We start from the raw sequence: 19,336 nt of genomic DNA on the forward strand, positions 1-19,336 counted from the left end.
GCAGCACCCGCGCGGCGCTGCCCGAACCGGCCGCTCCGGCCAACGCCGGCCGACCCTGCGGTCAGGAACTCCCGAGACGGGGCACGACCGGCCGGACCACGACCGGGGCGCCCGGGGCACCGCCGGCGCGACTCCGGTACGCCGGGACGCCCACGCAGGTGAAGAGCAGTGCCGCCAGGTCCGCCGGCTCGGACAGCAGAGCCGGCACCTCCGAGTCGACGAAGGTCATCCCGGAGGCGCTCGCACCGAGCGCGTACGCGGCCAGGTGCAGGCGGCCCTCCACCAGCCCGGCGGCGAGCTGGGCGTCCCGGTAGCTCCGGTCGTCGAGTGTGGACAACCGGGTGGCCGCGATGACGACGTACGCCGCGTCGGCGGCGAGCGACTGGTCCAGGCAGATCCGGAGCAGCTCGTCGCGCAGGTTCCCGGCCCGCAGCGGTGTCGTGAGGTCGGGCCACCGGTAGAGGCCGGGCGGCACGTCGTCGACGCCGTGGACGGCGACCCAGTGCGGCACGGCCACGCCACGCAGGGCCGCGGTCAGCGGCCACTCGAGCAGATGGCGCGGCAGCGTTCCCGTCCGGTCCATGCGCCGCTGCGAACCGCGCCGGCGCACCACCTCGTCGAGCGGGTCGGAGGGCGGGAAGTCGGGCAGCGCGGGGGCCTCCGGCCAGGGTGCGCCGATCTCGTCCCGCTCACCGGCGCGCTGGGCGGCGGTGCACAGTGGCAGCTCGACCGGGGGCAGCACGCCCGCGACGGCCGGCCCGGTGGGTTCGATCGCCGGCTCGCCGTCGCCGAAGGACAGCAGGGCCAGCGGATATTCGTGCACCCCGTCCGCGCCGACGAGGTCGCGGACCGTGGCGTCGGGGAAGAGCGAGCGCAGCCGGGGCGTCAGGCCGGCGGTCGCGGCCGCCGCCGACAGCTGCGACAGCAGCGTCCCGGCATCCCAGTAGAGGTGCCGCCATCCGCGCTCGGCGTAACGCCATCCGGTCCGCCAGGGCACACCGGTCACCACGAGCGTGGTGACGTCCCCGGCGGCGGCGGCGGGGGCGACCTGGACGAGCGCGTGCCGCGCCGCGTCGTACCAGTGCACCCCGTCCGGCACCCCGGCGACACCGCGGGTGCTCGCGTAGAGCTCCAGGGGGAAACGTGCCCCCGCCGATCCGGAGGCGCGGTAGAGGATGCGCCGGCCCTGGCGGTCGGCGGTCCGCACGACGCCGGCGCCGAGGAAGAGCACGCGGCCGAGTTGCGCCGCGTCGACCGGCCGCGCCGGAGCGGGTACGCCCGCGAGAACCGCCGTCGCGGGAATGCCGGGATCGGGGAGGTCGCGCGGCAGAGCCAGGACGGGACGATCGTCCGGGTAGCCCTTCATCGGCGACGGCACGGTGGCCGGATCGTTCGGAACGAGATCGTTGCGGATGCGTGGGTCGTCCACGGCCACGTCCCACTCGCGGTCCGGCACGTACGACGTCAGCCGGTGCAGCAGCCCGGCGCCGGAGTTCAGGTCCACCGGACCATCCTGCCAGCATCCCGCGGGCCCATCGGCGACCAGGCCGGGGCGGACGGCGGCTGACCGGCCGGCCGGATCACGGCCGACGCCGACCCGGGGAGCGGCCCCGGTCCGGTCTTCCCCCGGCCCGGCTGCCCGCACTGCCGGGGCCCCGCCCCGCACTGCCCGGGCCCAGCCGAACCGGGCCGCCCGCCCGGCAGGTGGTGCCGGTCTCCGGGCCGGCGACGTCCGCCCGACGAGGCGGGCGGCGGACCGCGGCGCGGGCGGTGATCGTCGCGGCAGTCCGGCTCGCCCGGCGTGGCGCCGCCGGCGTCGTCGCCGCGCCTACGCCCGGCGGCGTCAGATCGTCCACCTCGCGCGCGTGCCGCAGTGGCGACAGCAGCAGCGGGACGGGCGCCAGGGCGAGGCCGACGCCGATGACCAGCAGGGTCGGGCGGACGCCGAGGGTCTCCCCGAGGGCGCCGCCGAGCAGGCCACCGAGCGGGAGCGCACCCATGACCAGGAACCGCATGGTGGCGTTGACCCGGCACTGGAGCCGGGCGGGCACGGTCGCCTGCCGGTAGGTGGTCTGGGCGATGCCGTAGACGACCTGGCCGATGCCACTGCCGAGCAGGCCCACGACGAAGAAGGCCAGGCCCCAGCCGCGGCCCGTCAGCGGAACCAACAGGTTGAACGGGCTGCTCACCGCGACGGAAAGCCAGATGACGCGGGCCAGGCCGACGCGACGGGCGAGCCGGCCGGCCGTGACGGCGCCCAGCAGAGCCGCGGCGGGCGCGGCGGACAGCAGTACGCCGACTGCCCCGGGCGCGACGCCCACCGTGTCGACCAGGAACAGGATGATCAGGGCGGTGGCGGCGGTGAACAGCACGTTGACCAGGGCGCTCGTGGCGGCGATCGCGCGCAGCACCGGATCCCGCAGGACGAAGGCCAGACCCTCCCGGGCCTGGTGCAGCGTGCCCGCCCGCGCGGGCTGCCGGGGCATCGGCTCGCGGACCCTGATCCGGGCCAGGCAGGCGGCACTGACCAGGAAGCTCACCGCGTCGACGAGCAGTGTGTTGGTCGCGCCCACCAGTTGCGTGAGCCAGCCACCCAGGCTGGGGCCGGCGACCTGCCCGGAGGAGCGGACGGTCTCCAGCGTGCAGTTGCCCCGCAGCAGATCCGTCCGGTTCAGCACCTTCGGCAGGTACGACTGGTGACCGATGTCGAACAGCACCCGCATGGCGGCCATGACGGCGGCCGTCGCCATCAACAGCGGCAGGGTCAGCCGGCCCAGCGCGGCCGCCACGGTGACCGTGACGAGCGCCGCGGACCGGACCAGATCGGTCGTGATCAGCACCGGCCGGAGCCGTCGCCGATCCAGCCAGACGCCGGCCGGCACCCCGAGCAGGAGGAACGCGCCGTTCTGCACGGCCACCAGCACGCCCAGTTGCAACGGTGTGGCATCCAGGAGCAGCACGGCGATCAGCGGGAACGCGATCGCCGTGACGTCGGTGCCCAGTTGGGTGACCGTCTGGCCGGCGACGAGCAGCCGGAAGTCTCCGGACCGCCAGGGCAGGCCGTGGGGTCGAACTGTCATCTGCGCCCTCGCACGTGCATCCCGGGTGCGTCCGTCCCGGCGATCCGAGCGGCGACCGGCCGCGGAGGCGGGACGGCGCGCAGGGGTCACCGTGGCGAGACGGCTGGGTGGAGACGGACCGTCGGCGGACACCGCCGCCGGGGGAGCCGGCCACCGGCCCGCCGGTCGGCGGCGGGCGGGGGCGTGCGAAGAGCGGCTCGGGGCGTTGGGGGAGACCCGCGGCCCTCGGTCAGAGGTTAGCCCAGTGGCGTCCTCCCGGGGCCCGGTATGCGGGTCAGCGCGCCCCGGCTGGGCGGGGCCCCGCGCGCCTGCGGGGCCCCGCGCGGCCTCACCGGCCCTGGAGGGCCTTGACGTTGTCGCCGAAGGTCCAGCCCTTCGACCCGTCCCAGTTGAGCGACCAGGTCATCAGGCCCTTGAGGCCGCCCCGGTAGGTGTTCCACGCCTGGGCCACCAGCGACGGGCTCAGGTACCCGCCGCCGGCCCCGGTCTGCGCGGGCAGCCCGGGGACCTGCTTGTCGTAGGGGACGCGGATGGTGGTGCCCTGCACGACCAGGCCGGTGTTGAGGCAGTCGGTCTGGACGACGAAGCCCTGCACGGTCCCGGCGGAGTACGAGTCGCCGGCGCAGCCGTACATGGAGCCGTTGTAGTACTGCATGTTCAGCCACCAGAGCCGGCCGTTGTCCGCGTACCGCTTGACGATCGGCAGGTACGCGCCCCAGATCGAGCCGTAGGTGACGCTGCCGCCGGTGACGTACGCCGTCTCCGGGGCCATGGTGAGCCCGAAGCCGGCCGGCATCTGGGCGAGCACCCCGTCGATGATCCGCACCAGGTTGGCCTGCGAGGTGGAGAGCTGGCTGATGTTGCCGCTGCCGGTCAGCCCGGTTTCGATGTCGATGTCGATGCCGTCGAAGTTGTACCGCTTGAGGATCGGCACGACGGTGGCGACGAACCGGTCGGCGACCGCGCTGGAGCCGAGGTCGATGCCGGCGGTCGCGCCGCCGATCGAGAGCAGGACGGTCAGCCCGGCGGCCTTGGCCTGGCAGACCTCGGCCGGAGTGGGCACCTTCACCCCGGCGTCCATGCCGTCCTCCCAGAGCACGGTGCCGTCGGAGCGGATCACCGGGAAGGCGGCGGTGACCACGTTGTAGCCGTGGGCGGTGATCCGGGAGTCGGTGATCGGGATCCAGCCCATGCCGGGATGCACCCCGTTGGCCGCGCCGTCCCAGTTCTCCCAGTAGCCCTGGAGCACCTTGCCGGCGGGCCGGGACTTCAGCGCGCAGGTCGTCCCGCCGGGCGGCGGCGTGGTCGGGGCCGAGGTCGGGGTCGGCGTCGTGGTGGGGGACGGGGACGACGTCGGCGTGGGGGTGGGGGAGGGCGGCTTCGTGGTGGGGCTCGGGGTCGGGGCGCCGCCGTCGCAGGCGCCCAGATCGGACCAGAGGGCCGGGGTGGCCGGCGGGGTCCAGCCGGCGCCGGCTGGCGGGGTGTGGGTGACCAGCGCCTGGTAGAGGCGGGCGGCGTAGGTGGCCCGGCTGCCCGCGGTCCAGGTCACCCCCTCGGCCCAGGCCGGGACACCGGTGCAGGCCACCAGCGCGGTCTCACCGGCGGTGGCGGCGATCCCGGTGGCTGCCGGCAGGGCGGCGGTGGCGGCGAGCAGGGCGGCGCCGCCGAGCAGTGCGGTCAACCCGCGTCGAAGTCGCATGACATACCTCCTCATCGATGCGCCGGAGGTTATCAGTTAACTTTGTTAAATGTAAATGCCGGTCGGATCAGGGAGTGGCCAGCTCCGGACCCTCGCGCTACCGGCGGACCCACTCGGCAGCCGCGACGCCGAACAGGACGAGCGTGGCGACCAGGCTCAGGACCAGGTTCGGCAGGCGCGGGGCGGCCGGCACGACAGCGACCGCGGCGAGCAGGCCGACCACGTGGGAGAGCGGGATGCGCCCGAGGACCTCGTGGTCGAGCGTGGCCCGGCCGATCAGGAACAGCGCGACGCCGCCCAGCACGAGCGCGGTCTGGTTCGCCGACGGCCGTGCCCCGGGCTGTGCGATGACCCGGCTGAAGCCCGCCGCGAGGCCCACCACGCCGACCACCATCAGCCAGTGGGCGTACGGGTTGGTCTGTACCAGCCGGTGCCGGTGCGGGGCCCCCTCGATCGCCTCGCGCAGCCGGGCGCCGGCGCCGCGCGCGTAGCTCCACCACAGCAGCACCGCCGCCACGAACGCAGTGGCGAACGCGCACACGCGGTCCGCGCTGAACGGCATGTGGCTCAGGGCGAGGACCGTGACGAGGATCAGCTCGCCCAGGGTGAGGACGTAGATCTGCTGGTACCGCTCGGCCAGGTGCTCCGGCACCACGTCGTACTGCGGCAGCGGGGGCCGGCCGGGGATCGGGAACCGGAAGCCGAACGCCACGTAGTCGACGGCCAGCGCGGCCAGCCACACCGCGAGTCGGGCACCGGGGTGGGAGACCAGGCCGCCGGCGACCCACAGGACGCCCGAGATGGTGGTCCAGAACAGGACCCGGATCGGCCGCTCCCGCTCGGGACGGCCGCGCAGCGCGGGGATGAGCACCAGCGCCCGGGTCCAGTTGATGCCGGCCCAGGTCGCGCCGAAGATCAGACCGTGGCCGCCGAACGCGGTCGGCAGGGCGGCCGACATCAGCATGCCGCCGAACATGATGCCCAGCACCACGAGCTGGATGGGGCGCTCCTGCGGGCTGTAGAGATCGGTGAACGAGGTGGTCGTCACCCAGACCGCCCACAGCGTCGACAGGGTCAGCAGGGCCTGTGCCAGGCCCGTCCAGCCGTTGCCGGCCATCTTCTCCGACGTCAGGGCCAGGCTGGCGATGAGCGCGAGATCGAAGAACAGCTCCAGCAGATCCGAGCGGGATCCCGCCATCATGGTCCGCGTTATGGGCCGACGTCCGCCATCCGTCACAGCAGGCCTTCTTGATCTCGCGGCGCCGAGGGACCATGCCCCGGGGCCGGCCGGCGCCGCCCCGTGGCCCAAGCTAACCGACGCCCACCGCGGTGATCGGCCGAACGCGGAACCCGGGGCGTGGCGGACGGCGGCCCGGGTTCTTCACTGCTTGGTTCATCGCATTAACCTTGGGTGACGTATCCGGGGCGGGTCGCCGCGGTGGTGACAGGAGAGGTAGGCGGACATGGACGCCAGACGCACCACCGTGCGCGACATGCGTCGGGCCAACCGGTCGGTCCTGCTCACCCGGATCTGGCTGGACGGCCCGTTGAGTCGGCACGAGCTGGGGCAGTCCACCGCGCTCAGCCTGGCCAGCGTGAGCAACCTGGTCGGCGAAATGATCGCCGAGGGCCTGGTCGAGGAGGCCGGCTCGGTCGAGTCCGACGGCGGCCGCCCCCGGGTGCTGCTCCGGGTCGCACCCGGCTACGGCTACCTGGTCGGCGCCGACGTCGGCGAGACCCGGGTGCAGGTCGAGCTGTTCGACCTGGCGATGACCGCCCTCGCGAAGGCGGAGTACCCGATCGCCGCCGCCGAGCCCGACCCCCGGCAGGTCACCGACCACCTGCTGCACGGTCTCGCCGCGGTGATCGAGCAGGCCGGCGTCGACCCGGCGGCGGTGCTCGGCTTCGGCGTCGCCGTCTCCGGCACCGTCGAGCGCACCGCCGACGCCGTGGTGCACGCGCAGACCCTCGGCTGGGACGGCGTGCCGCTCGGCGCCATGCTGCGCGCCGGCACCGAGATCCCGGTGCACATCGACAACGGCGCGAAGACCCTCGGCCAGGCCGAGATGTGGTTCGGCGCCGGGCGCGGCGTTCGGCACGCGGTGGTCGCCCTGGTCGGCTCCGGCGTCGGGGCCTGTGTGGTGGCCGACGGCGTGGGCTACCGCGGCGCGCACAGCAGCGCCGGCGAGTGGGGCCACACCACCATCGTGTACGGGGGCCGCCGCTGCCGCTGCGGCAACCTCGGCTGCCTGGAGGCGTACGTCGGGGCCGAAGGGGTGCTCGACCGGTTCCGGCTGGCCAACCGGGGCCGCCCGGCGGCCGGCGGCGACGAGGAGAGCGCCTTCGGTGAGCTGCTGCGCGCCGGCAGCCGCACCGCCGCGAAGGTGCTCGACGAGACGGTCGGCTACCTCGGCGCCGGGGTGGCGAACCTGGTGAACCTGTTCAACCCCGAGCGGGTGGTGCTCGGCGGCTGGGCCGGCCTGGCCCTGGGCGAGCGCTACCTGCCGCAGATCCGCGAGGTCACCGCGCGGCACGCGCTGCGCCAGCCGTACGCCCAGACCTCGATCGAGCTGTGCCGGCTCGGACCGGACGCGGTCGCGATGGGCGCGGCCACTCTGCCGATGGCCCGGCTGCTACGCGACGGCGGCGTGCCGCGCGAACCGGTCGCCCGGGTGGTGCCGGCGCAGGCGCGGCGGCCCCGGACGCGGACCCGCTGAGTCGCCGGGCCGGCGGCGGGAGCGCCGCCGGCCCGGCGCCGGCTCAGGACGGGAGCGTCCACTTCTGGTTGGCCCCGCCGGTGCAGGTCCAGATCTGCGTCTTCGTTCCGTCGGCGGAGGTGTTGCCGATGACGTCCAGGCACTTGTTCGCCTGGGGGTTCACCAGGTCCCGCCCGGCCGTCCAGGTCCACCGCTGGGCGGCGCTGCCGTTGCAGGTCCACAGCTGCACCCTGGTGCCGTCGGCGGTGCCGCCCCCGGCCACGTCGAGGCACTTGCCCAGCGAGCGGAGGGTGCCGTCGGCGGCCCGGGTCCACTGCTGGTTCGCCCCGCCGGTGCAGCTCCAGATCTGCGCCGGCGTGCCGTCGGCGCTGGAGTTGTCGGTGACGTCGAGGCACTTGCCGCCGATGCCGGTGATCGGGCCGGTCGGCGTGCCGCCGCCACCGGACTGGGTGCCGGACCAGGTGAACGTGGCGGTGGTGCGGGCCGGCAGGGTGTAGGTGAACGACTGCCCGCCCCAGACCACCTTCACCGACTGCGCGGAGGTGCCGCCGTTGTGCGCGAGCAGCGCCTTGGACCCGTCCGGGTTGCGGTACGCGACGTTCTGCACGGTGCCGTTGGCGGTGGAGTCGATCCGCACCGCCCCCGGCCGGACGAACTTGGTCAGGTGCCCGGTGGTGTAGTACTCGATCGTGTAGTCGACCTGACCGGCGCGGGCGCCGCCCTCCTGGACGGTGATCAGGCCGGTGCACGTGCCGCAGCCGCCGTTGTGCGGGCCCATGAACTGGTTGACCGCGAGGCTCCACTTCACCACGCTCCGGCTCCAGTTCCGGGCGTAGTTCACGATGTCGGCCATGTCCTCGTTGTGCTGGTTGGTGATCCAGGTGCCGCCGGAGTGCTCGGTGCTGAACTGCGGCACCGCCGGGTACTGGCCGTGCACCTGGCTGCCGACCGCCGGGTCACCCCAGTAGCCGTGCCAGGCGATGCCGCCGAAGAGCGGGTCGGTGCGGACCGCGCTGTCGGCGAGCAGCCCGGAGCCGATGGTGCCGTAGTCACCGTAGTTCCAGTCGTGCACGAGCACCTTGGTGGTGATGCCGGCGGCGCGGAACGCCGGGTAGACGAAGTTCTTGGTCAGCTCGACCAGGCCGGAGGAGTTCCAGCTCATCCCCGGGTAATCCATGGCGGTGGGGTTCCCGGCCTGGCAGCAGTTCGGCTCGTTCTGCACCGAGAGGTAGTCGACCTTCACGCCCCGGGCCGCGTACGCCTGGATGGTCTTGACGAAGTACTGGGCGTAGGTGGCGTAGTACTCCCACTTGAGCCAGCCCATCTGGTCCATCCGGCCGTTGTCCTTCATCCAGCCGGGCGCGCTCCAGGGCACCACCATCACCCGCAGCGCCGGGTTGAGCTGCCGGGCCTGCGCGGTGAGCAGTTCCACGTTGGTGTCGTAGCCGTTGGCGCCGAAGTCGTTCAGGTCGCAGCAGGTGTCGTCGAGCGAGACGTTGCCGGGTCGGGACAGGTCGGAGGCGCCGATCGGGTTGCGCACGTACGACAGGCCGATGCCGTCGGTGGGGCTGAACAGCTTGCGCATCACGTCGTCCCGGGTGGCCGCGCTCACCGGCCCGCCTCGCAGCAGGTACGCCGTGGTGTCGGTGATGGACGCCCCGGCGCCCTCGAAGGGCTGGTAGCGGGTGTTCTCGTCGACGGTGATGGTGTGCGTGGCGGCGGGGCTGGTGGCGGCGAAGCTCAGCGGGCTCTGCTGTTGCAGGCCCCGGGTGACGGTTCGTCCGCCGGAGTCGGAGGTGGTGGTCAGCCAGAGGTTGACCGTCTCGCCGGCGGCCTGCGCGGCGGGTGGCGGTGCGAGGGCGAGCGTGCCGGCCGTGAGGCAGAGCGCGAGGGCGGCGCGGCCGGCGAGGCGGGGAACGGTGGTGGGGGACACGGATGCTCCTTCCGGATAAATCAACATCCGTGAATGAGGAAACCCCTCGCACCTGCTTATGTCAAGACGTGAAAAAAGCGCCCGACGTGGGTGTCCGGGCGCGGCGGGGCAGCCGCCCGGGAAGATCCCGCGCGGCCGCCCCGAGCGGCCGGGTCAGCTCTCCCCGCGCACCCGCCGGATGGTGTCGCGGTACCAGAGCGCGCTGCGCTTGGGCGTGCGCCGCTGGGTGTCGTAGTCCACCCGGACGATGCCGAACCGCTTGTCGTAGCCGTACGCCCACTCGAAGTTGTCCAGCAGCGACCAGGCGAAGTAGCCGCGCACGTCCGCACCGGCCTGCCGGGCCCGGGCCACCGCCCGCAGGTGCTCGGTCAGGTACGCCACCCGGTCGTCGTCGGCCACGAACCCGTCGGCGTCCGGCTTGTCGTCGAAGGCCGCCCCGTTCTCCGTGATCACCATGGGCACGCCCGGGTAGTCCCGGTGCAGCCGGACCAGCAGCTCGGTGAAGGAGTCCGGCACGATCTCCCAGTCCATCGCGGTGCGCGGCAGGTCCCGGCGGATCACCCGGCGCACCGGCCGGCCGTCGTCGTCCCGCTCCCGGCCCTGCTCGTCCACCCCGGAGTGCGCCTGCCCGAAGTAGTAGTTCACCCCAAGCACGTCGATCGGGGACGAGATGACCTCCAGGTCACCGTCCTCGACCGGGATGCGCACCCCCTCGGCGGCCAGGTCGGCCACCACGTCCTCCGGATACCGGCCGCGGAAGAGCGGGTCCAGGTAGATCCGGTTGCCCAGGCCGTCCGCTGCCCGGGCGGCGTCCCGGTCGGCGGGGCTGTCGGTGGCCGGGTCGGCGGTCGCCATGTTGAGGGTGATGCCCAGCTCGATCGGGCTGCCCGCCGCCGCGCGCAGCCGCTGCGTCGCCAGCCCGTGCCCGAGCAGCAGGTGGTGCGCGGCGGCGATCCCGGCGCCCAGGTCCCGCCGGCCCGGCGCGTGCAGGCCGTAGGCGTACCCGAGCATCGCCGAGCACCACGGCTCGTTCAGCGTGGTCCAGGTCTTCACCCGGTCGCCGAGGGCGGCGAAGACCAGCTCCGCGTAGTCGGCGAAGCGGTGGGCGGTGTCCCGGTTCGGCCAGCCGCCCGCGTCCTCCAGCTCCTGCGGCAGGTCCCAGTGGTAGAGCGTCACCCACGGGTCGATCCCGCGGCCGAGCAGCTCGTCCACCAGGCGGTCGTAGAAGGCCAGCCCGGCCGGGTTCGCCGGCCCGCGCCCGCCCGGCTGCACCCGCGGCCAGGCCACCGAGAACCGGTAGGTGTCCAGACCCAGGTCCGCGATGAGCGCCACGTCCTGCGGCATCCGGTGGTAGTGGTCGCAGGCCACGTCGCCGTGGTCGCCGTTGGCCACCGCGCCCGGCACCCGGCAGAAGGTGTCCCAGATCGACGGCGTCCGGCCGTCCTCGGCCACCGCACCCTCGATCTGGTACGACGAGGTCGCCACCCCCCACCGGAAGGTCGGCGGAAGGGTGTCGATCGGGTCGGCCTGCCCCGTAGCGGTGGGGTGGGTGAGGTCGGTGTCCATGGTTCTCCTCGCGGTAGCGGGTCGTTCGGTCGGACGGGGAGCGGGGTCAGCGGGGGGCCGCGGCGGCGACCGGGTGCAGCCAGCAGGCGACGTCCCGGCCCGGTTCGGCGGCGCCCAGTGCCGGCACCTTCTTGTCGCACGGGTCGAACGCCTTCGGACAGCGCGGGTGGAACGCGCAGCCCTCCGGCATGGCCCGCAGGTCCGGCGGGGAGCCGGGGATGCCGGTCAGCTCCCGGCGCGGTCCGCGCAGCGCCGGGAAGGAGTGCAGCAACCCCTCGGTGTACGGGTGCAGCGCGTGCCGGTACAGCTGGGCGGCGGGCGCCTCCTCGACGATCCGGCCGCCGTACATGATGGCGATCCGGTCGGAGAACTCGACCAGCAGCGACAGGTCGTGGGTGATGAACAGCACCGCGAAGCCGAGGCGCTCCCGCAGCTCGGCGAGCTGGCCGAGGATCTGCCGCTGCATCACCACGTCCAGCGCGGTGGTCGGCTCGTCCATGATGACCACCTGCGGCTCCAGCGCCAGCGCCATGGCGATCATCACGCGCTGCCGCATGCCGCCGGAGAGCTGGTGCGGGTAGCTGTCCAGCCGGTCCGCGGCGATGCCGACCAGGCGGAGCAGGTCCCGGGCCCGGGCCAGCCGGCCCGCCGCCGTGCTCGTCGGGTCGTGCGCCTTGATCACGTCGAGCAGCTGGGTGGAGACCTTGTGCACCGGGTTGAGCGAGTTCATGGCGCCCTGGAACACGATCGAGGTCTCCGCCCAGCGGAACCTCCGCAGCTGCGCCGGGCTGAGGGTCAGCACGTCCACCGGCGGGCCGTCGACCGGGTGGTAGATCACCTGGCCGCCGCTGACCACGCCGGGCGGCGGCAGCAGCCGGGTCAGCCCGTACGCCAGGGTGGACTTGCCGCTGCCGCTCTCGCCGGCCAGCCCCAGCACCTCGCCGCGGTGCAGGGTCAGGTCCACATCGCGTACGGCGTGCACCGCCGCGTCACCGAGCCCGTAGTCGACCCGCAGCCCGCGGATCTCCAGCACCGGATCACTCACTTGAGCCTCCCTTCGTTCGCGACTGCGGGGCTCCGCTTCGCTGCACTCCTCGCGCTCGCTTGAGCCCTCCTTCGTTCGCGACTGCGGGGCTCCGCTTCGCTGCACTCCTCGCGCTCACGGTGTGACCTCCTCTCGGGGGACAGGCACCGTACGCGGGGTCGGGGCCAGCACGGGGGTGAAGCCGACCCGCATCCGCACGCTGCGACCGTCGGCGGTGCGGATCCGGGTCTTGCCTGCGCTGCGCAGCCGGGGGCTGACGAACTCGTCGATGCCGAAGTTGATCAGGGCGAGGGCGGTGCCGAGCAGCGCGATGGCCAGCCCGGCCGGGACGAACCACCACCAGGCGCCCTGCGCGAGGGCCTGCTGGCCCTGCGCCCAGAACAGGATGGTGCCCCAGTTCCACGACGAGATCGACGAGATGCCGATGAAGGCCAGCGTGATCTCCGACATGACCGCGAAGATGACCGTGCCGACGAAGCCGGACGCGATGATCGCGGTGAGGTTGGGCAGGATCTCGAACAGGATGATGCGCCAGGTCCGCTCGCCGGTGGCCCGGGCCGCCTCGACGTAGTCACGGCGCCGCAGCGACAGCGTCTGGGCGCGCAGCACCCGCGCCCCCCAGGCCCACGAGGTGAGGCCGATGATGAGCGCCACGAGCGTGTCGCTGGCCTGCTCGACGATCGACGTCACGATGATGATCAGCGGCAGCGCGGGGATGACCAGGAACACGTTGGAGACTGCCGACAGGCCCTCGTCGGCCGCCCCGCCGATGTAGCCGGCCGTCACGCCGATGAGGATGGACAGGATCGTCGCCAGCACTCCGGCGAGCAGGCCCACCACCATGACGCTGCGCGCGCCGACCAGGATCTGGCTGAAGATGTCCTGACCGAGGTGGGTGGTGCCGAACCAGTGCCGGGTCGACGGCGCCTGGAGCACGTCGGCGCTGCGCGCGTCCGGGTTGTACGGCGCCACCCACGGCCCGATCACCGCGAAGAGGCAGTAGATGCCCAGGATGACCAGGCCGGTCGCGGCCTTGGCGTTGGCGACGAAGCGGAACCGGCGCCGCTTCGCCCGGCCCGGCGCGGCCGACGGCTGGGCCATCGCACCCTGACCGGGGATGACCTGCTCGATGCTCGACGGTGAGATGGTCATCGCTCAGCTCTTTCGGGTCCGCGGGTCGAGAAGCAGGTACGCGACGTCGGCGAGCAGGTTCGCCACCAGCACGGAGATCGTGATGATCAGGAAGATCCCCTGCATGAGCGGGTAGTCCTTGTAGCCGACCGCCTGGAAGAGCTGGTAGCCGAGGCCCGGGTAGGAGAACACGATCTCGACGAGCAGCGTGCCGCCGACGATGAACCCGAGCGACAGCGCGAAGCCCGAGACGTTCGGCAGCAGCGCGTTGCGGGCCGCGTAGCTCAGGGCCACCCGGCGCTCCGACAGGCCCTTCGCGTGGGCGACGGTGATGTAGTCCTCCGACGAGACGGTCACCATCATGTTGCGCATGCTGAGGATCCACCCGCTCATCGAGGAGACCAGGATGGTGGCGGCGGGCAGGACACTGTGCTTGATCGCGCTCGGGATGAAGTACCCGTCGAACGCCGGCACGAGGCCCGCCTCGTAGCCGCCGGAGGACGGGAAGAAGCTCCCCGGCCCGGTGAACACGGCGATGGCGACGAGACCCAGCCAGAAGTACGGGATCGAGGACAGGAACGTCGTGGCCGGCAGCAGCCCGTCGACCCAGGAGCCGCGCCGCCAGCCGGCGCCGACGCCGAGCCCGGTGCCGACGAGGAAGCTGATGATCGTGGTGATGCCGACCAGACCGACCGTCCACGGCAGGCTGTCGCCGATCACTGTGGACACCGGCGTGGGGAAGAAGGTGAACGACAGCCCCAGGTCACCGTGGAGCAGCTGCCGCCAGTAGTCGAGGTACTGCTGCCAGATGTTCTCGTGCGCATCCAGCCCGAACAGCACGCGCAGCGACTCGATGGCGTCGGCGCTGATCCGGCCCTGGTTGCGCGAGATGAGGGACTGCACCGGGTCGCCCGGCACCAGCCGCGGGATGAAGAAGTTGAGCGTGATGGCCGCCCACGCCGTGAACAGGTAGAAGGCCGTGCGCTGCAGGAGGAATCTCATCGTGGCTCCCCCAGGGTTGCGGTGTCCGTCCGGTCGAGCGCTGCCGCGGGCGGTGGCACGGCCGGGTCGGCGTCAGGCGCGGCCGAGCCGGGGGCGTCGGCGGCCACGGTGTCCGGGTCGTAGAGCCAGCAGGCCGCCCAGTGATCGGGCCGGTCGCCGATGGTCAGCCGCGGCGGCAGGTCCACCGTGCAGCGCCGCATGGCGTGCGGGCACCGGGGGTGGAACCGGCAGCCGGCGGGCGGGGCGATCAGGCTCGGCGGCTCGCCCTGGCCGCGGTCCTTCCCGGCGGCCGCGTCGACCGCGGCGCCGCCGCCGGTGATCCGCTCCGGGTCCGGCGCCGAGTCGGTGAGCAACCGGGTGTACGGGTGGGCCGGGTTCTGGGTGACGGTCTCGCTGTCGCCGCCCTCGACCATCCGGCCGGCGTACATGACGATCGTCTCGTCGGCGAAGTAGCGGGCCGAGGCGATGTCGTGCGTGATGTACAGGATGGCGATGTTCAGCCGGTCCTTGAGGTCCTGCAGCAGGTTCAGCACGCCGAGGCGGATCGAGACGTCGAGCATGGAGACCGGCTCGTCGGCGAGGAGCACCTCCGGGTCGGCCCCGAGCGCCCGGGCGATGGCGACGCGCTGCCGCTGGCCGCCGGACAGCTCGTGCGGGAAGGCGTCCAGGTAGCGCTCGGGCGGGGTGAGACTGACCCGGGTGAGCAGCTTGGCGAGGGCCCGGTCCAGGTCCTCGGCGCCGCGCCCGGCGTTGCCGTGGATCCGCAGGGACCGGGTGAGGTGGTAGCGGACGGTGTGCACCGGGTTCAACGAGGCGAACGGGTCCTGCAGGATCAGTTGGACCCGCCGCACGTACGACCGGAACGGCCGGCCGCCGCGCACCTTGGTCGACGTGCCGTGCAGGCGGAGGTCGCCGGCCGTGCGGGGATAGATCTGGGCCAGCAGCCGGGCCACCGTGGACTTGCCGGAGCCGGACTCCCCGACCAGCGCGGTCACCCGGCCGCGACGCAGCGCGAACGATACGTCGTCGACGGCGTGCACGACGGCCGGCGTCCGGGAGAAGAGGTCACGCAGCCGCCTGCGGACGGGGAAGTGCTTGGTCAGGCCGACGGCCTCCAGCACCACCTCGTCGGCCGGCGCCGCCGCGCTCTCGCTCAACGTCATGCCGAGTTCCTGTCTGAGCGTGGGGTGCGCCTCCCCGGACGGCCGGGAGCCGGCCGGGGAGGCGGTTGGCGAGGTCAGCCGTTGGCGGGCTTGAGGTGCAGGACCACGTCCAGCGCGTTGGGCTGGGTGGGCTGCATGGCGCCGTACGGGTTCGAGTCGTCCGGCCAGCCGGTCCAGTTCTTCGTGCTGTACGCGCCGCCGATGTTGTCCGCGCCGACCGGGATCATCGGCATCTGGTCGACGAAGATCTTCTGCAGCGTGTTCATGGCGGTGGTGCGCGCGGCCTCGTCGGTCGCGTTCGCGTAGGCGACCAGGGCGTCGGTCGCCTCCTTGTTGTTGAAGCGGCCGAAGTTGCCGGCGGGGGAGGCGGTGCCGATCGGCTTGAGCTGCCGGCCGTCCATGATCGTCCGGTAGATGTCGTACGGCGTGGCGCCGCCCTCGGTCCACCGGAACGTCGCCTCGAAGTTGCCCTGCTCGACGTTGCGGAACCAGGCGTCCTGGTTGGCCTTGTCGACCGTGGCGGCGATGCCGATCTTCGACAGGTTGTCCTTCACGATCTCCAGGCTGGTCTGGTAGTCCGACCAGCCGGCCGGGTCGGTCAGCTTCAGCGTGACGGCCTTGCCGGTCTTGTCCTTGAGGGTGTTGCCCTCGAGCTTGTAGCCGGCGCCGGTCAGCAGCGCCTTGGCGCCCTCGACGTCGACCTTGTGCTCCTGGCCCTTGAACTCGGGCGCGACGAACGAGTCACCGGCCGGGCTGGGCAGGCCGGTCACGCTCTTCACCTGCGGGTGGAAGTAGCCGGCCTCGGCCGTGGTGAAGATGTCGGCGCGGTCGATGACCATGTTCATGGCGCGGCGCAGCGCCGGGTCGTCGAACGGCTTCTTCGTCGTGTTGAGGTAGAGGCCGTGGATGCCGAGGATCGCCGGGGCCCACACCTTGTGGTGCTCCTGGTCCTTGGCCACGAAGACGGCCTGGTAGTTGGGGATGAAGACGAAGCTCCACTCCGACTCGCCGTTGGCCAGGGCGGTGGTCTGCGCGCTGTTGTCCGTGTAGGAGGTGTAGCGCAGTTCCTTGACCTTCGGCAGGTCCTGCCAGTAGCCCTTGTCGCGCACCGACAGCGTCATGCTGGCCGGGGTGAAGGACTTCAGGGTGTACGGGCCGCTGCCGACCGGCTGCTTGACGGTGTCGGTCGTCGGGTCGCTGATCTTCTCCCAGATGTGCTTGGGCACGATCGGCACCCGCCACAGCACCTTCTGCTGGTTGACGAACTGCGGGCTCTCCATCTTGATGGTGACCTCGTTGCCGCTGGCCGTCGCGTCCGTGTAGGGCACGCCCTGGTCGTTCAGCGCCGGGTACTTCTTCACGAGGTTGTAGGTGAAGGCGACGTCCTCGGCGGTGACCTTCTGCCCGTCGGACCAGGTGGCGTTGTCCCGGATGGTGACCTTCACCGAGGTGTAGTCCGACGACCACTCGGCCTTGGTGGCCAGCCACGGCTTGAACGGGTCGGCCGGCTTAACCGGGTTCCACATCATCAGCGGCTCGTAGATCTGCCAGCGGTAGCCCAGCGACGCCGCGGCGGACGTGGTGAGGAACGGGTTGTTGTTCTCGGCCTGCGGCCCGTTCGGCATGCCCACGTTGAGTACCGTGGCCGCCTGGCCGTTCTTCTTGTTGGCGTTCGGGCTGTCGCCGCACGCGGCGACGCCGGTGGCCATCGCGCCGGCCAGCGCGACGGCGAGGAGTTGCCTTCTTCTCATGGAGGTCTCCCTCGGTGCTCCCGCAATCCTGGGGCGGGATGTGGTGGATGGAGGGTGTGCGGTGTTACCACCGGCGGACGGGACGCCCGCCGGTGCGGGTGGAGCTACATCGGTGCGAGGTCAGGTGGTGCCCGTCGAGGCGCGGACGGTGAAGCTGGTGGGGATGACGGTCGGGGCGTGGGGCAGCGGCGCGCCGGCGAGGTGGGCGATGAGGGTACGGGCGGCGGCAGCTCCCATCTCCCGCAACGGCTGGCGGACCGAGCTCAGCGGTGGGTGGGTGTGCCCGGCCAGGGGCAGGTCGTCGAAGCCCACCACCGCCACGTCCTCGGGGACCCGCCGGCCGGCGTCCCGCAGCGCCTGGAGCGCCCCGGCGGCGGAGAGGTCGTTGTGGGCGAAGACGGCGTCGAACGGCACGCCGTCGGCGAGCAGGCCTTCCACGGCGGCCCGCCCGCACTCGAAGGTGAAGTCACCCTCCACGACGAGGGCGGAGTCGATGGGCAGGCCCGCGTCGGCGTAGCCGTCCGCGAAACCGGCGAGCCGTTCCCGGGTGCAGCCGAAGCGGCGCAGGCCGGTGACGACCAGCGGCCGCTTCCGGCCGTGCGCCAGCAGGTGCGCGGCGGCGGCCCGCGCGCCGGACTCGTTGGTCGTCCGCACCGACGGGAAGCCCGGCTGGTGGCCGCGGTCGTCGATGAGGATGACGGGCAGGCCGCGCTCGTGCAGCTCGGTGATGTAGTCGAGGGTGCCCTCCGGCTCGACCACCAGCAGGCCGTCGAAGGACTTCGCCGATACCTGGGAGGCGAACCGCCGCATCGACTCGTCGCCCTGCGTGCAGGTGAACAGCAGCATGCCGTAGCCCTCGGCCTCGACCACGTCGGCCGCGCCCTGGAGCACCTCGCCCATCCAGGGCCAGGTCAGGGCGGGCACCAGCATGCCGACCACCCGGGTACGCCCGCGGGCCAGGCCGACCGCGCGGGCGCTCGGCACGTACCCGAGGGCGTTGATGACCGCGCGGACTCGGTCGGCCGTGCGGACGTGCACCTCGCCCTTGCCGTTGAGCACCCGGGAGACGGTCGTCTTGCTCACGCCGGCGCGGGTCGCGACGTCGGCGATGGTGATCGGCACGTGACGCTCCCGGGGCGCAGGGGTGTGGTAGATGTTTCGGAACCGGTTGCGGAAGCGGTTCCGTCGCAGTCAACCGAAGTGGCAGCGGTCACGTCAATAACGGGCGGATAACGAAACATGGCTAAGTTCGAAACCTGAAAAAAGCGTCCCTGGACAGCGCGGCCGATCAAGGGTGCGAGCAGTGTCGATGCGAAAAACGGGTTGCCCGCGGCGGGCGGCCGCGTCCCCGCGGGTCGGCTCCGAGGCGGTCTGCCACCGGGTCGCTGGGCGCCGTCCCTGCTGGACCGGATCGGCGCCTTCGCCGCCGGGTCACCTCCGCCGGTCAGGCCGGCCGGGCGCGGGCATAGACATCGCCCGAGTTGGCCTCGTACGGCAGTGCCCGCAGGTACGCCGCCACCTCGTCCGCCGACCGCCAGCCGGGCAGGGCGAACGCCATCTCGTCGCCGAGCGCCACGGTGAAGTCGGTGAAGCCCAGCCCGATGAGCCGGTCGAGGCAGCGCGCCGCCAGGTCGCGCGCGATGGTGGTGAACTCGAACGACAGCGCCGGCAGCGGGCGGCTCAACCCGGCCAGCACGGCGTCCTCGAAGCCCTCCACGTCGATCTTCACGAAGGCAGGCACGCCGTGCGCCGCGACCAGCGCGTCGAGCGTGGTGCCGGCCACCTCGATCTCGGCGTCCCAGACCTCGTGTGCCCAGCCGCCGGCCCCGTGCGCGGCCCGCAGGAACCCCGCCGACGCGGTGGAGATCGTCGGGTTCGCGGAGTTCACGTGCAGTCGCACCGGCCCGGTCCGCGCCCCGCACGCCGCCTCCACCACGGTCACCCGGTCGTCGCCCGCGTAGAGGGCGCGCAGGGCGCGGGTGCAGAGCGGCTGCGGCTCGACGGCCACCACCCGGCCGCCCAGCCGGCGGAAGCTGCCGAGCCGGTCGCCCACGTGCGCGCCGACGTCGAAGACCAGGTCTCCCGGGCGGACCAGGGGCGCGTAGAACGCGTCCATCGCCGCCTCGCGGGCCGGGTCGCCGTAGTACGCCTCCAGCGACCGGCGCAAGCCCGACATGGTGGGATCCGCCTTGAGCGCCTCGATCACCCCGATATGACCGCCCATCACCTCGACGCTAGCCGCGCGAGCC

Annotated in this window: 14 protein-coding genes; 1 reads left to right on the plus strand and 13 read right to left on the minus strand. The window is 72.7% G+C overall.

What is annotated here, in order from left to right; translation table 11 throughout:
* Positions 1-61: 61 nt before the first annotated feature.
* From AC0OLQ_RS18880 to AC0OLQ_RS18895, 4 genes are all read right to left on the minus strand, one after another.
* Positions 62-1,504, minus strand: a complete 1,443-nt coding sequence (locus tag AC0OLQ_RS18880) for a hypothetical protein (protein ID WP_484527298.1) — start codon at positions 1,502-1,504, stop codon at positions 62-64.
* 76 nt (positions 1,505-1,580) lie between these two features.
* Positions 1,581-3,080, minus strand: coding sequence for an MFS transporter (locus tag AC0OLQ_RS18885; protein WP_484527299.1), 1,500 nt, complete (start codon positions 3,078-3,080; stop codon positions 1,581-1,583).
* A gap of 328 nt (positions 3,081-3,408) precedes the next feature.
* Complete coding sequence (locus AC0OLQ_RS18890) at positions 3,409-4,779, minus strand: glycosyl hydrolase family 18 protein (protein WP_484527300.1); 1,371 nt, start codon at positions 4,777-4,779, stop codon at positions 3,409-3,411.
* A 97-nt stretch (positions 4,780-4,876) separates the two neighbouring features.
* On the minus strand, positions 4,877-5,980 hold the full coding sequence (locus AC0OLQ_RS18895; RefSeq protein WP_484527301.1) for a low temperature requirement protein A: 1,104 nt from the start codon (positions 5,978-5,980) through the stop codon (positions 4,877-4,879).
* 262 nt (positions 5,981-6,242) lie between these two features.
* Here AC0OLQ_RS18895 and AC0OLQ_RS18900 point away from each other — a divergent pair, with 262 nt between their 5' ends.
* The gene (locus AC0OLQ_RS18900; RefSeq protein WP_484527302.1) at positions 6,243-7,496 is read left to right on the plus strand and encodes an ROK family transcriptional regulator; all 1,254 of its coding nucleotides are present in this window, start codon (positions 6,243-6,245) and stop codon (positions 7,494-7,496) included.
* A gap of 43 nt (positions 7,497-7,539) precedes the next feature.
* Here AC0OLQ_RS18900 and AC0OLQ_RS18905 read toward each other — a convergent pair whose 3' ends face one another.
* The 9 genes from AC0OLQ_RS18905 to AC0OLQ_RS18945 form a co-directional block, all read right to left on the minus strand.
* Positions 7,540-9,429: a ricin-type beta-trefoil lectin domain protein gene (locus AC0OLQ_RS18905; protein ID WP_484527303.1), complete on the minus strand. Its 1,890-nt coding sequence runs from the start codon at positions 9,427-9,429 to the stop codon at positions 7,540-7,542.
* Between the two features lie 153 nt (positions 9,430-9,582).
* Positions 9,583-10,995, minus strand: coding sequence for a GH1 family beta-glucosidase (locus AC0OLQ_RS18910; protein WP_484527304.1), 1,413 nt, complete (start codon positions 10,993-10,995; stop codon positions 9,583-9,585).
* Positions 10,996-11,041: 46 nt separating this feature from the next.
* The gene (locus AC0OLQ_RS18915; protein WP_484527305.1) at positions 11,042-12,040 is read right to left on the minus strand and encodes an ABC transporter ATP-binding protein; all 999 of its coding nucleotides are present in this window, start codon (positions 12,038-12,040) and stop codon (positions 11,042-11,044) included.
* Positions 12,041-12,154: 114 nt separating this feature from the next.
* A complete protein-coding gene (locus AC0OLQ_RS18920; RefSeq protein WP_357342193.1) occupies positions 12,155-13,192 on the minus strand; it encodes an ABC transporter permease in 1,038 nt (345 codons plus the stop codon).
* 3 nt (positions 13,193-13,195) lie between these two features.
* Positions 13,196-14,173 carry an ABC transporter permease gene (locus tag AC0OLQ_RS18925; protein WP_357342190.1) on the minus strand — a complete coding sequence of 326 codons (978 nt, stop codon included), beginning with the start codon at positions 14,171-14,173 and terminating at the stop codon, positions 13,196-13,198.
* Positions 14,170-15,336: an ABC transporter ATP-binding protein gene (locus AC0OLQ_RS18930; protein WP_484527306.1), complete on the minus strand. Its 1,167-nt coding sequence runs from the start codon at positions 15,334-15,336 to the stop codon at positions 14,170-14,172. Before AC0OLQ_RS18930 ends, AC0OLQ_RS18925 begins: the two co-directional genes overlap by 4 nt.
* A 74-nt stretch (positions 15,337-15,410) precedes the next feature.
* The gene (locus AC0OLQ_RS18935; RefSeq protein ID WP_238449308.1) at positions 15,411-17,087 is read right to left on the minus strand and encodes an ABC transporter substrate-binding protein; all 1,677 of its coding nucleotides are present in this window, start codon (positions 17,085-17,087) and stop codon (positions 15,411-15,413) included.
* A gap of 120 nt (positions 17,088-17,207) precedes the next feature.
* The gene (locus tag AC0OLQ_RS18940; RefSeq protein WP_484527307.1) at positions 17,208-18,209 is read right to left on the minus strand and encodes a LacI family DNA-binding transcriptional regulator; all 1,002 of its coding nucleotides are present in this window, start codon (positions 18,207-18,209) and stop codon (positions 17,208-17,210) included.
* A 322-nt stretch (positions 18,210-18,531) separates the two neighbouring features.
* The gene (locus AC0OLQ_RS18945) at positions 18,532-19,311 is read right to left on the minus strand and encodes an FkbM family methyltransferase (protein ID WP_484527308.1); all 780 of its coding nucleotides are present in this window, start codon (positions 19,309-19,311) and stop codon (positions 18,532-18,534) included.
* Positions 19,312-19,336 lie beyond the last annotated feature (25 nt).

The organism is Micromonospora sp. Utrum1, from assembly GCF_057197805.1.

What these genes read in the sequence shown, in the direction of transcription:
- AC0OLQ_RS18925 (WP_357342190.1), bottom strand. Translation starts at nt 14,173, where the DNA reads ATGAGATTCCTCCTGCAGCGCACGGCCTTCTACCTGTTCACGGCGTGG.
- AC0OLQ_RS18945 (WP_484527308.1), bottom strand. Translation starts at nt 19,311, where the DNA reads ATGGGCGGTCATATCGGGGTGATCGAGGCGCTCAAGGCGGATCCCACC.
- AC0OLQ_RS18885 (WP_484527299.1), bottom strand. Translation starts at nt 3,080, where the DNA reads ATGACAGTTCGACCCCACGGCCTGCCCTGGCGGTCCGGAGACTTCCGG.
- AC0OLQ_RS18890 (WP_484527300.1), bottom strand. Translation starts at nt 4,779, where the DNA reads ATGCGACTTCGACGCGGGTTGACCGCACTGCTCGGCGGCGCCGCCCTG.
- AC0OLQ_RS18900 (WP_484527302.1), top strand. Translation starts at nt 6,243, where the DNA reads ATGGACGCCAGACGCACCACCGTGCGCGACATGCGTCGGGCCAACCGG.
- AC0OLQ_RS18935 (WP_238449308.1), bottom strand. Translation starts at nt 17,087, where the DNA reads ATGAGAAGAAGGCAACTCCTCGCCGTCGCGCTGGCCGGCGCGATGGCC.
- AC0OLQ_RS18930 (WP_484527306.1), bottom strand. Translation starts at nt 15,336, where the DNA reads ATGACGTTGAGCGAGAGCGCGGCGGCGCCGGCCGACGAGGTGGTGCTG.
- AC0OLQ_RS18895 (WP_484527301.1), bottom strand. Translation starts at nt 5,980, where the DNA reads ATGATGGCGGGATCCCGCTCGGATCTGCTGGAGCTGTTCTTCGATCTC.
- AC0OLQ_RS18910 (WP_484527304.1), bottom strand. Translation starts at nt 10,995, where the DNA reads ATGGACACCGACCTCACCCACCCCACCGCTACGGGGCAGGCCGACCCG.
- AC0OLQ_RS18920 (WP_357342193.1), bottom strand. Translation starts at nt 13,192, where the DNA reads ATGACCATCTCACCGTCGAGCATCGAGCAGGTCATCCCCGGTCAGGGT.